This is a genomic window from Kitasatospora sp. NPDC087861 (assembly GCF_044742585.1).
Classification (GTDB): Bacteria; Actinomycetota; Actinomycetes; order Streptomycetales; family Streptomycetaceae; genus Kitasatospora.
Genome location: NZ_JBIUUS010000037.1, coordinates 19,546 through 32,183 on the forward strand (window position 1 = coordinate 19,546; position 12,638 = coordinate 32,183).

The 12,638-nt window shown below is 72.7% G+C and carries 8 protein-coding genes; 3 read left to right on the forward strand and 5 right to left on the reverse strand.

The window, feature by feature from the left end; translation table 11 throughout:
• Positions 1-32 precede the first annotated feature (32 nt).
• The gene (locus ACIOJE_RS34110; RefSeq protein WP_280685045.1) at positions 33-2,903 is read right to left on the reverse strand and encodes a GNAT family N-acetyltransferase; all 2,871 of its coding nucleotides are present in this window, start codon (positions 2,901-2,903) and stop codon (positions 33-35) included.
• 233 nt (positions 2,904-3,136) lie between these two features.
• On the opposite strand from ACIOJE_RS34110, the gene ACIOJE_RS34115 reads away from it, so the two are divergent.
• A complete protein-coding gene (locus ACIOJE_RS34115; RefSeq protein WP_280684998.1) occupies positions 3,137-3,418 on the forward strand; it encodes an HPr family phosphocarrier protein in 282 nt (93 codons plus the stop codon).
• Positions 3,419-3,520: 102 nt separating this feature from the next.
• On the opposite strand, the gene ACIOJE_RS34120 is transcribed toward ACIOJE_RS34115, so the two are convergent.
• From ACIOJE_RS34120 to ACIOJE_RS34130, 3 genes are all read right to left on the reverse strand, one after another.
• Positions 3,521-4,714, reverse strand: coding sequence for an RtcB family protein (locus ACIOJE_RS34120; RefSeq protein ID WP_400781572.1), 1,194 nt, complete (start codon positions 4,712-4,714; stop codon positions 3,521-3,523).
• Between the two features lie 307 nt (positions 4,715-5,021).
• Positions 5,022-6,386 carry a M16 family metallopeptidase gene (locus tag ACIOJE_RS34125; protein ID WP_400781621.1) on the reverse strand — a complete coding sequence of 455 codons (1,365 nt, stop codon included), beginning with the start codon at positions 6,384-6,386 and terminating at the stop codon, positions 5,022-5,024.
• Between the two features lie 20 nt (positions 6,387-6,406).
• On the reverse strand, positions 6,407-7,768 hold the full coding sequence (locus ACIOJE_RS34130; protein ID WP_280685001.1) for a pitrilysin family protein: 1,362 nt from the start codon (positions 7,766-7,768) through the stop codon (positions 6,407-6,409).
• Between the two features lie 250 nt (positions 7,769-8,018).
• Here ACIOJE_RS34130 and ACIOJE_RS34135 point away from each other — a divergent pair, with 250 nt between their 5' ends.
• Positions 8,019-10,469: a DNA topoisomerase (ATP-hydrolyzing) subunit A gene (locus tag ACIOJE_RS34135; RefSeq protein ID WP_400781575.1), complete on the forward strand. Its 2,451-nt coding sequence runs from the start codon at positions 8,019-8,021 to the stop codon at positions 10,467-10,469.
• Positions 10,470-10,557: 88 nt separating this feature from the next.
• Complete coding sequence (locus tag ACIOJE_RS34140) at positions 10,558-11,460, forward strand: sucrase ferredoxin (RefSeq protein WP_280685003.1); 903 nt, start codon at positions 10,558-10,560, stop codon at positions 11,458-11,460.
• Positions 11,461-11,538: 78 nt separating this feature from the next.
• Here ACIOJE_RS34140 and ACIOJE_RS34145 read toward each other — a convergent pair whose 3' ends face one another.
• On the reverse strand, positions 11,539-12,615 hold the full coding sequence (locus ACIOJE_RS34145) for an ABC transporter substrate-binding protein (protein ID WP_400781578.1): 1,077 nt from the start codon (positions 12,613-12,615) through the stop codon (positions 11,539-11,541).
• Positions 12,616-12,638 lie beyond the last annotated feature (23 nt).

The following is a 12,638-nucleotide window of genomic DNA, read 5'->3' on the forward strand; positions in this document are numbered from 1 at the left end:
GCGCCCACGGGGGCAGGCGCAACCAAGGAAGGTTACAGGGTGCTCATGGCGCGCGGGCCCAGATCGCTACGGACGGGCAGCGGCGCGATCCGCACCCGCGCCCCCAGGATCGCCAGCCCGTACGGGGCCACGACCACCGGTTCGAGATCCACCGAGGCGATCTCCGGCACATCGTCCACCAACTGCGACACCCGCAGCAGCAACTCCTCCAGCGCGCCGGTGTCCACCGCCTCCGCGCCCCGCCAGCCGAACAGCAGGGGCGCCGCCCGCACCTCCCGGACCAGCCCGGCCACATCCTGGTCGGTGGCCGGGACCAGCCGGTGCGCGACGTCGCCCAGCAGCTCGGCCGGCGCACCGGCCAAACCGAACGACAGGATCGCGCCGACCGCCGGGTCCACCGTGGCACCGATCACGGTGTCCACCCCGCGCGGCGCCAGCCGCTGCAGCACCAGCGCCGCCTGCGCCGCGCCGCCCAGCAGCGCGTCCAGCTCGCGGTGCGCCCGGCGCAGCCCCGGCTCGTCGGTGAGGTCCAGCCGCACGCTGCCCAGGTCCGGGCGGTGGCGCAGGTGCGGAGCGGTCGCCTTCAGCGCCACCGGGTAGCCGAGCGTGGCCGCGGCCCGGACGGCCGTCTCCTCGTCCGGGGCCGGCAGCGCCGGGAAGACGTCGATGCCGTAGCGGGCCAGCAGCTCGCGGGCCTCGGCGTCCGGCAGGGTGATCCGGGCGCCGCCCGGCTGGGTCCGCGCGGCGGTCGCGGTCCGGGTGCTCAACGCCGCCTCGACCAGCGTGCGGGCGCCCGGCTCGTCGATCCGGTCCAGCTCGGGCACCCGGGCGGTCTCCTCCGCCACCGCCGTCCGGCGCCGCCACTGCGCGTAGTGCACCGCGTGCGCCAGCGCTCGCACCGCCCGTTCCGGCGCCGCGAACGCCGGGACGCCGCCCGGGCGCAGCCGGGCCGGCAGGTCGGTCAGGGCCAGGTGGGCGAGCACCAGCGGCTTGCCCAACTCCTGTGCGCGCCGACCGGCTTCGAGCAGCGCGGCGGCGATCTCCGGATCGTCCGAACCCATCTCGGGATCGTCCGGGCCGGTCAACCGGCCGCCCATGAACGCGTGCGCGGAGGTGCCGATCGGCGGGATCGCCACCGCGATCACCGCGTCCACCGCCGGGTCGGCCAGCGCCACGTCCAGTGCGATCCGGAAGTTCTCGCCGGTCGCGGCGGTGGTCAGGTCGACCGGCGTGCGCGGCCGCAGGCCCACGCTCAGGCAGGCGTCGTAGGTCAGCAGGCCCAGCGAGTCCGAGTTGCCGACCACGGCGACCCGGTCCCCCGGCGGCAGCGGCTGCAGGGCCAGCAGCTCGCCCGTGTCGTACAGCTCGGTGATCGTCTCCACCCTGATCACGCCCGCCTGCTCGAACAGCGCGCCCACCGTCGCGTCGCGCAGCCCCGTCGCGGTCGCCGGCACGGCGTGGCCCGGCGGCAGGCTGCCGGTGTGCCGGGCGCCCTTCACCACCACGATCGGCTTCACCGCGGCCAGCCGCCGCGCGATCCGGGTGAACTTGCGCGGGTTGCCGAAGGACTCCAGGTACAGCAGCACCACCTCGGTGGCCTCGTCCTCCGCCCAGTACTGCAGGAAGTCGTTGCCGGAGACGTCCGAGCGGTTGCCCACCGAGGCGAAGGAGGACACCCCGAGACCGCGCCGGTGGGCGGCCTCCAGCAGGGCCACGCCGATCGCACCGGACTGGCAGAAGATCCCGAAGCCCCCGCGGTCGGGCAGGTGGGGGGCCAGCGAGGCGTTCAGCGGGCGGTCCGGGTCGGTGTTGATCAGGCCGAAGGCGTTCGGGCCGATCACCCGCATCCCCGCCGCCCGCGCCTGGCGCACCAGCGCGCGTTGGCGGTCCCGCCCCTCCGGGCCGGTCTCCGCGTACCCGGCGGTCACCACCACCAGGCCCTGCACCCCGTGCGCGCCGCACTCGGCGACGGCCGTCGGGACGGCGCCCTCGGGGACGGCGATCACCGCGAGGTCCACCGGCCCGGGAATGTCCAGAATCGAACGGTGCACCGGGACGCCGTCCAGCACGGTCCCCGGCGGGGCGTTGCGGTTCACCGCGTAGACGGGGCGCGTGCCGTCGGGGCCGTCGGCCGGACGGCTGCCGGGGCCGCTGTCGGGGCCGCCCAGGAGATCCCGCAGGATCGCCCGGCCCACCGTCTGCGGATTGCGCGACACCCCGATCACCGCCACCGAGCGCGGGGTCAGCAGCCGCTGCACCGAGCGCGCCTCCGCCCGGTGCTCACGCGCCCGCATCACCGCCAGCGAGCGGTCCGTCTGTTCGAGATCGAACTCCAGGTGCACCACACCGTCGGTGAAACTCCGGTGCTGCGTGTACCCGGCATCGGTGAAGACCTTCACCATCTTCCGGTTCTCCGGCAGCACCTCCGCCTGGAACCGGCGGATCCCGCGCTCCTGCGCCACCGCCGCGATGTGCTCCAGCAGCGCCGAAGCCACGCCGCGGCCCTGGTGGGCGTCCTGCACCAGGAAGGCCACCTCGGCGTCCGTCCCGGCATCGGACGGGCGGCCCTCCGCGTCGATCCGGTCGTAACGGACGGTGGCGATGAAGCGGTCCCGGACCACCACCGCCAGCGCCACCCGGTCCACGAAGTCGTGGTGGGTGAAGCGGCGGACGTCCCGCTCCGACAACCGGGGATACGGAGCGAAGAAACGGAAGTACTTGGACTGGTCCGACACCTGTTCGTAGAACTCCACCAGGCGCCCCGCGTCATCCGGCGTGATCGGCCGGATTCGAGCCGTGCCGCCGTCCCGCAGCAGGATGTCGGCCTCCCAGTGCTGCGGGTAGTCCGCACCGGATTCACCGGATACCGGCTGGTCACTGGGATCCTGCTCGGGCTGCGCCACCGCGGAGTCGTCCACGTTCGTCAGGTTATCCGGCGGCGGGCCGAATGGCGCCGGGTGTGTACTCACGGCAGGGTTGACAGGGTCGCCGGCCGGGCCTTATGCCCCGAAAAGAAACAATCACAAGTCCTGAACGCGGCGGCTCGAAGCGGGTGCCTGCGTGCAACACTGGTCTAGACAACATGGCCGCTTCCCCGAGCACGGCCGTGACCAGCTTCACCGGAAAGGCACGTCTCATGGCTGAGCGCCGCGTCACCATCGGTTGGGCCGAGGGCCTGCACGCCCGTCCCGCCTCCATCTTCGTCCGGGCCGTCACGGCCACCGGCGTGCCGATCACCATCGCCAAGCCCGGCGGCAACCCCGTCAACGCCGCCTCCATGCTCGGCCTGCTCGGCCTCGGCGCCCAGGGCGGCGAAGAGGTCATCCTCGCCTCCGACGCCGCCAACGCCGACGACGCCCTCGACCGCCTCGCCAAGCTCGTCCAGGAAGGCCTCGACGAGCTCCCGGCCGCGGCCTGAGCCACCTCGACCGACGCAAGCGCCCGGCAGCCGTAACACTGCCGGGCGCTTTCGCATCCGGAATCGGCGAGGCCCCCGGTCATCCCGGCGGCCGCAGCACGGTCAGCCCTTGACGCAGACGACCTGCTTCAGGTGGGCGACGATCTCGACGAGGTCCTTCTGCTGCTCGATGACCTTCTCGATGGACTTGTAGGCGCCCGGGATCTCGTCCACGACGCCGCTGTCCTTGCGGCACTCCACGCCCTTGGTCTGCTCGACCAGGTCCTGCGTGGTGAACCGCTTCTTCGCGGCGTTCCGGCTCATCTTGCGGCCGGCGCCGTGCGAGGCGGAGTTGAACGCCTCCTCGTTGCCGAGACCGCGGACGATGTACGAACCGGTGCCCATCGAACCCGGGATGATCCCGTAGTCGCCGGTGCCCGCCCGGATCGCGCCCTTGCGGGTCACGAGCAGGTCGACGCCGTCGTAGGTCTCCTCCGCCACGTAGTTGTGGTGGCAGCTGATGACCTCGTCGAAGGTGACCTTCGCCTTGGCGAACTCACGGCGGACGACGTCCTGGAAGAGCGACATCATCATCGCGCGGTTGTTCTTGGCGTACTCCTGCGCCCAGAACAGGTCCTGGCGGTAGGCGGCCATCTGCGGGGTCTCCGCGATGAAGACCGCGAGGTCCTGGTCGATCAGGCCCTGGTTGTGCGGCAGCGCGCGGGCGACGCCCATGTGGTGCTCGGCCAGCTCCTTGCCGATGTTGCGCGATCCGGAGTGCAGCATCAGCCAGACCACGCCAGTGCTGTCGACGCACAGTTCTATGAAGTGATTTCCTCCGCCGAGCGTGGCCATCTGCTGCATGGCCCGCTCGCGGCGCCACTTGACCTCCTGCGCCACCCCGTCGAAGCGGTGCCAGAAGTCGTCCCAGCCGGCGGCCCGGAAGCCGTGCAGCTTGGTCGGGTCGACCGGGTCGGAGTGGAGGCCACGGCCGACCGGGATGGCCTGCTCGATCTTGGAGCGCAGGCGGGAGAGGTCCTCGGGGAGGTCCTCGGCGGTGAGCGAGGTCTTCACCGCGCTCATTCCGCAGCCGATGTCGACACCGACCGCCGCCGGGCAGACGGCGCCCTTCATCGCGATGACGGAGCCGACGGTCGCGCCCTTGCCCAGGTGGACGTCGGGCATCACGGCGAGGCCGTGCAGCCACGGCAGGGAGCTGATGTTGCGCAGCTGCTGCATGGCCTGGCCCTCGACGGTGGCCGGGTCGGTCCACATCCGGATCGGGACCCGGATTCCGGGTACCTCGGTGTACGTCATGGTGAACGACCTCCAGGGGTCGGGTAGTTCGGGGAAGGGCGTGCCGCGCGACGAAGTCCCGGCGTGGCTCGGGGAAGTCCGGGGGTGGGGCTCAGGCGCCCGGGGCACGGAGGGAACACGGCCTTGGGGAGCGTCGTCGTATGGTTCGCTCGACCCGCATGGTGACCGCCTCCCGTCCTGCGTCAGAGTTCGTACGTGTGTGCCGGGGAATATCTATCCACGGTACGCCGGTCGCCCGCAACGGATTTAGAAACGCCGCGGGCCCGGCGGAGCGGGTGCTCCACCGGGCCGCGCGGGGCTGCGTGGGTCAGCTGACGACGGTGACCTCGCCGATGCCGAGGGCCCGCACGTCGTCGGCGATGACGGCGGCGTCGCCGACCAGCACGGTGACCAGGCGGTCCGGCGGGAAGGCGGCGACGACGGCCTCGGTGGCGGCGGCCGTGGGCAGTTCGGCGAGCTGCCGGTAGACCTCGGCCTGGTAGTCGTCCGCGAGGTCCTGCTCGACCTGGTCGGCCAGGGTGCCGGCGACCGAGCCCGCGGTCTCGTACTTCAGCGGGGCGACGCCGACCAGGAACTGCACGGCCTCGTCGCGCTCGGCGTCGGTGAGGCCCTCGGCGGCGAGGGTGCGCAGGATGGTCCAGGTGTCGGCGAGCGCGGGGGCGGTGGAGGCGGTGTCCACCGAGCCGCTGACGGCGAGCAGCGCGCGGCCGCTGCCGTCGGCGGCGGAGCGCAGCGGCTGGGCGAAGGCGCGGACGCCGTAGGTGTAGCCCTTCTCCTCGCGCAGGACGCGGTCGAGGCGGGAGGTGAGGGTGCCGCCGAGGCAGTAGGTGCCGAGGATCTGGGCGGCCCAGACGGGGTCGTGGCGGTCGGGGCCGATGCGGCCGATGAGGAGCTGGGTCTGGACGGAGCCGGGGCGGTCCACGATGAGGACGCGGCCGTGGTCGTCGGCGGTCACGGGGGCGTGCGTGGCGGGCTCGGCCGCGCTGCCGGTCCAGGTGCCGAGGGTGCTCTCCAGGAGGGCGGGCAGGTCGGTGCCGGTGAGGTCGCCGACCACGACGACGGTGGCGGTGGCGGGGCGCACGTGGGCGTCGTAGAAGGCCTTGACGGCGGCGCGGTCGATGGACTTGACCGTGTCGGCGGTGCCGCTGCGGGGCCGGGAGAGGCGGTCGGCGGCGTCGAAGAGTTCGGCGTAGAGGGCCTTGGCGGCGCGCCGGGCGGGGTTGGCCTGCTCGTGGACGATCTCGTCGAGCCGGTTGGCGACGAGGCGCTCGATCTCGTCCTCGGGGAGGGCCGGGGCGCGCAGGGCGTCGGCGAGCAGCGAGAGGCCGCGCTGCAGGCGGGAGGCGGGGACCTCCAGGGAGACGCGGATGCAGGGGTGGTCGGCGTGGGCGTCGAGGGTGGCGCCGGCGCGTTCGAGTTCGGCGGCGAACTCCTCGGCGGTGAGGGTGTCGGTGCCTTCGCTGAGGGCCCGGGCGAGGATGGCGGCGACGCCGTCGAGGCCGTCGGGCTCGGCGGCGAGCGGGGCGTCGAGGAGGACCTCGACGGCGACGAGCTGCTGGCCGGGCCGGTGGCAGTGCAGGACGGTGACGCCGTTGCCGAGGGCGGCGCGCTCGGGGGCGGGGAAGGCCCAGGGGCCGGGGGTGCCGGGCTCGGGCTGGGGGTGGAACGTCATGGTGGGGACGTAGTCGGTGCTCATGCGGCGGCACCCTCCTCATCGGTGGCAGCGGTGGCGTCGGCGTCGTCGGCCGCGGTGGGCTCGTAGACGAGGACGGCCCGGTTGTCGGGGTGGAGCCGGGCCTTCGCGACGGCCTGGACCTCCTCGGCGGTGATGTCGAGGACCTTGGGGAGGGCGTCGTTGAGCAGCTTGGGGTCGCCGAACAGGACGGCGAAGCGGCAGAGTTCGTCGGCGCGGCCGGCGACGGTGGTGAGCCGGTCGAGCCATTCGCGCTCGATCTGGGCCTGGGCCCGTTCGAGTTCCTCGGGGGTGGGGCCTTCGGCGGCGAAGCGGGCGAGTTCCTCGTCGACGGCGGCGTCGATCTGCTCGATGGTGGCGTCGCCGGAGGTCTTGACGTCGAGCCAGCCGAGGCTGGGGGCGCCGGCGAGGCGCAGCAGGCCGAAGCCGGCGGCGACGGCGGTGCGGTCGCGGCGGACGAGCCGGTTGTAGAGGCGGCTGGACTCGCCGCTGCCGAGGATGGTGAGGGCGAGGTCGGCGGCGTCGGCGTCGCGGGTGCCGTCGTGCGGGAGGCGGTAGGCGGCCATCAGCGCGCGGGAGGGGACGTCCTCGTGGACGTGCTCGCGCAGTTCGCGGCCGATGGTGTCGGGGAGTTCGCCGGAGCGCGGGGGCTGCTTGCCGTCGTGGGCGGGGATGCTGCCGAAGTACTTCTCGACCCAGGCGATGGTCTGCTCGGGGTCGATGTCGCCGACGACGGACAGGACGGCGTTGTTGGGCGCGTAGTAGGTGCGGAAGAACGCGCGGGCGTCGTCGAGGGTGGCGGCGTCCAGGTCGGCCATGGAGCCGATCGGGGTGTGGTGGTACGGGTGGCCGTCGGGGAACGAGAGCGCGGTGAGCTTCTCGAAGGCGGTGCCGTAGGGGACGTTGTCGTAGCGCTGGCGGCGCTCGTTCTTGACGACGTCGCGCTGGTTCTCCATGGACGTCTCGTCGAGGGCGGCGAGCAGCGAGCCCATGCGGTCGGCCTCCAGCCAGAGCGCGAGCTCCAACTGGTGGGCGGGCATGGTCTCGAAGTAGTTGGTGCGCTCGAAGCTGGTGGTGCCGTTGAGCGATCCGCCGGCGCCCTGGACGAGTTCGAAGTGCCCGTTGTTGGAGACGCTGGCGGAGCCCTGGAACATGAGGTGCTCGAAGAGGTGGGCGAGGCCGGTGCGGCCCTTGACCTCGTGGCGCGAGCCCACGTCGTACCAGAGGCAGACCGCGGCGACCGGGGTGAGGTGGTCCTCGGAGAGGACGACGCGCAGGCCGTTGGCCAGGCGGTGCTCGGTGATGGCGATGGCAGCGCCATTTCCTCCGGTGGAGGCGGATGCGGGGGCCGGGTTGGCCATGCGCTCGGGTCCTTCCCGTCGTCGATGTCGGGGTTCGTGTGGCGTCCCCCATTGTGGTGCAACGCGTGGGGGGCGTGTTCGTGCTCCGCGCGGACGGGGCGTTCGCCAGGGGCGGAAGAGGGGCGCTGGCCGGGAGTGTCGGCGCGAGGGTCCACAATGGGGGCGCCGCGCCCTGTTGACGGGGGCCGGCGGATGGACGTCAGAGACTGACCGAGACACAGCAAGCGAGACGTAAGGGAGCCCCGCCGCGATGGCCCGCCGCAGTTCGCAGACCCCGCCGCCCGGAGACTTCGAGGAGCGGATCCTCGATGTCGACGTCGTGGACGAGATGCAGGGCTCCTTCCTGGAGTACGCCTACTCGGTGATCTACTCGCGTGCGCTTCCCGACGCGCGGGACGGTCTGAAGCCGGTGCACCGCCGGATCCTGTACCAGGCCAACGAGATGGGCCTGCGGCCGGATCGCGCGCACGTGAAGTGCGCCCGTGTGGTGGGCGAGGTGATGGGCCGGCTGCACCCGCACGGCGACGCGTCGATCTACGACTCGGTCGTCCGGATGGCGCAGCCGTTCTCGATGCGGCTGCCGCTGATCGACGGGCACGGGAACTTCGGTTCGCTGGGCAACGACGACCCGCCGGCCGCGATGCGCTACACGGAGTCGCGGCTGACGGCGGCGTCGATGGCGATGGTGGAGTCGATCCACGAGGACACCGTCGACTTCGGCCCGAACTACGACGGCAGCGAGCAGGAGCCGTTGGCGCTGCCGGCGGCGTTCCCGAACCTGCTGGTGAACGGCGCGACGGGCATCGCGGTCGGCATGGCGACGAACATGCCGCCGCACAACCTGTCCGAGGTGGTGGCGGCGGCCCGGCACCTGATCAAGCACCCGAACGCGGACCTGGACACGCTGATGCGGTTCGTGCCCGGTCCGGACCTGCCGACGGGCGGGCGGATCGTGGGCCTGTCGGGGATCCGGGACGCGTACGAGTCGGGCCGCGGCACGTTCAAGATCCGGGCGACCACGACGGTGGAGGCGGTGACGGCGCGCCGCAAGGGCATCGTGGTGACCGAGCTGCCGTACAACGTCGGCCCCGAGAAGGTCATCTCGAAGATCAAGGACCTGGTCAACGCGAAGAAGCTGCAGGGCATCGCGGACGTCAAGGACCTGACCGACCGCGAGCACGGGCTGCGGCTGGTGATCGAGGTGAAGAACGGCTTCGTGCCGGAGGCGCTGCTGGAGCAGCTCTACAAGCTGACGCCGATGGAGGAGACCTTCGGCATCAACAACGTGGCGCTGGTGGACGGCCAGCCGCTGACGCTGGGGCTGAAGGAGCTGCTGGAGGTCTACGTCGACCACCGGTTCACCGTGGTGCGGCGGCGCAGCGACTTCCGCCGGCGCAAGCGGGAGGAGCGGCTGCACCTGGTCGAGGGCCTGCTGGTGGCGCTGCTCGACATCGACGAGGTCATCGCGATCATCCGGTCGAGCGACAACGCGGGGCAGGCGAAGGAACGCCTGATGGAGCACTTCTCGCTGTCGGAGACGCAGACCGCGTACATCCTGGACACGCCGCTGCGGCGGCTGACCCGGTTCGACCGGGTGGAGCTGGAGCAGGAGAAGGCGAAGCTGAGCGCGGAGATCGCGGAGCTGACCGAGATCCTGGAGTCGGACGTCCGGCTGCGCAGCGTGGTGTCGTCCGAACTCGGCGCGGTGTCGAAGCAGTTCGGGACGGAGCGGCGGACGGTGCTGCTGGAGGCGGGGGCGGCCCCGTCGGCGGCGCTGTCGGTGCCGCTGGAGGTGGCGGACGACCCGTGCCGGGTGCTGCTGTCGTCGACGGGCCTGCTGGCGCGGACGGCGGACGGGGAGCCGTTCGAGCTGTCGGAGAAGCGGTCGAAGCACGATGTGATCGTGTCGGCGGTGCCGGCGACGGCGCGGGCGGACGTGGGTGTGGTGACGTCGGCGGGCCGGGTGCTGCGGCTGCCGGTGATCGACCTGCCGGCGCTGCCTCCGACGCCGTCGCCGACGCTGGCCGGCGGTGCGGCGGTGGGCGAGTTCCTGCGGTTGGAGGACGGGGAGCGGGCGCTGGCGCTGACCACGCTGGACGAGTCCTCGCCGGGGCTGGCGCTGGGCACGGTGCAGGGTGTGGTGAAGCGGGTGGTGCCGGAGTGGCCGACGAACAAGGACGAGTTCGAGGTGATCGCCCTCAAGGAGGGTGACGAGCTGGTGGGCGCGGTCGAACTGCGCACCGGCGAGGAGGACTTGGTCTTCATCGCCTCGGACGCGCAGCTGCTGCGCTACCCGGCGGGGCAGGTGCGTCCGCAGGGCCGTCCGGCGGGCGGCATGGCGGGGATCAAGCTCTCCGACGGGGCGCGGGTGCTGTCGTTCACGGCGGTGGATCCGGCGGCGGACGCGGTGGTGGTCTCGGTGGCGGGCGCGTCGGGGACGCTGTCCGGCGAGGAGCAGACGTCGTGGAAGGTGACGCCGTTCGAGCAGTACCCGCGCAAGGGCCGGGCCACGGGCGGCGTGCGCTGCCAGCGCTTCCTGCGCGGCGAGGACGGCCTGACCTTCGCCTGGGCGGGCGCGGCCCCGGCCCGGGCGGCGACCGGCAAGGGCGCGCCGGTGGAGCTGCCGGAGCGCGACCCGCGCCGTGACGGTTCGGGCACGCCGGTGACGACGCCGATCGCGGTGGTCGCCGGCCCGGCGTAGCCGACGGCCGACCGGAGGAGGGGCGCCGTCCGGTACCCCTCCTCCGTCGTTCCGGGGGACGGCGGGTGGTGAGGGTAGCCTTGCCCGGGTGAGCACCTGTGCGACGGCGTCGCGTGAACTGTCGGAGCCGCTGGCCGCCACCGCGGCGGTGGCGACCACCTGGTTGCTGGTGGAGCAGAACGGGCCGTGGGGCGCGAAGGCGCTCGGGGAGAGCCATCTGGATCCGGCGACGGGACGGGCGCTGGAGGCGGCCGCAGCGGGCACGGGGGTGCGGGTGGCGCTGATCCGGCGGCCGGGCCGGCATGCGGACTGCCTGCCGACGGCGGGGCACGAGGTGCTGGTGGCGCACACGGTGCCGGGTCGCGGCTGGGTACGCCGGGCGGAGGTGGCCGATCCGGCGGAGCTGCTGGCGCTGGACTTCGCGGCGCTGGGCGGTGGCGACCACGGCGGTTTCGGGGTGGAGCACGTCGGCGGCCCGCTGGCGCTGGTGTGCACGAACGGGCGGCGGGACCGCTGCTGCGCGCTGCTGGGCCGTCCGTTGGCGGCGGAGCTGGCGGCGGCCGGGCACAGCGAGGTGTGGGAGGTGACGCACCTGGGCGGGCACCGCTTCTCCCCCACGATGCTGGTGCTGCCGTACGGCTACGCGTACGGGCGACTGACGGCGGAGACGGCCAAGGAGGTGCTGGCGGCGACGGCGGCCGGGCACGTGGTGCCGCAGTGGTCGCGGGGCTGTTCGGGCTGGGACCGTCCGGGCCAGGCGGCCGAGCACGCGGTGCGGTTGGCGACCGGGGAGACCGGGGTGGACGCGCTGACGCTGGCCCAGCGGCCGGACGGCGAGGGCCGCTGGCTGGTCTCGGTGCTGCACGCGGACGGCCGGGCCTGGGAGGTGGACGTGATCGAGACGGTGAGCGAGCCGCCGCGTCCGGAGAGCTGCGGCAAGGCGGCGGGGACGCCGTCGCGGATGGACGTGCTCTCCGTCCGGGGGATCTGACGAGACCGGGGGCATGACGAGCGGCCGGCCCCGCGCCCGTGGGGGTGAGCGCGGGACCGTCGCATCGGGGGAGACCGGTCAGCCGGTGACGGCCTTGCCGACGAACTCGGTGGTGTAGGTGCGGGCGAGGTCGATGGTGCCCTCCTTGCCCTTGACGTCCGGGTGGAAGGCGGCGAGCACGGCGAGGACGGTCTTCGGGCCGTCGGCGGGCATCACGCCGTCGGTGGTGAACATCGGCAGGGTCGCCTTGATCGCGGCCGCGTACTGCTCGGCGCCGCCCTGCGCGTAGTCGGCGGGCATCTTCGCGGCGATCTCCTCGGGGCTGTGCGTGGACATCCACGTGAGGGTCTTGACGAAGGCGTTGGTGAGCTTCTGGGTGGTGTCCTTGTTCTTCTCCACCCAGTCGGTGTTCATGTAGAGCGAGGACGACGGGTAGAGGCCGCCGAGGGCGTCGCGGGAGCCCTCGGGGGTGCGCATGTCGTAGAGGATCTTGCCGAGGCCCTTGTCGAGGATGGTGGCGACGGTCGGGTCGGTGGTCATCCCGGCGTCGATGCTGCCCTGCTGGAGCGCGGCGATGAAGGTCTGGCCGGCGCCGACCGCGATCGGGCTGAACTCGCTGACGGCGGCGCCGTTCTTGACGGCGAGGTACTTGGTGAGGAAGTCGGTGGAGGAGCCGATGCTGGTGACGCCGAGCTTCTTGCCCTTGAAGTCGGCGCCGGACTTGATGGCGTCGGCCTGTTTGGTGGAGACGATCTCGACCTCGCCGGGGGCCTGGGCGAACTGCACCACGGACTCGACGATCTTGCCCTTGGCCTGCAGGTCGATGGTGTGGTCGTAGAAGCCGACGGCGCCCTGGACGTCGCCGGCGAGCAGGGCGGTGGTGGCGTTGACGCCGGCCGGCTCGGTCATCAGCTCGACGTTGACGCCGGCCTCGGCGAAGAAGCCGAGCCGCTGGGTGAGCATCGCGGGCAGGTAGATGACCTTGTCCAGACCGCCGACCATGATCTTGACCTTGGGCCCGTCGACCTGCCGCCCGGCCGGGGCGGCGGCGCCGTGGGCGGTCGTGGCGGCGTCGTTGGCGCAGGCGGCGAGCGGGAGGAGCAGGACGGCGGCGAGGGCGGCTGCGGCAACTCTGCCGGTCGAGTTCGGGCGCATGGGTGGGGGTGCCTCTCTCTGCA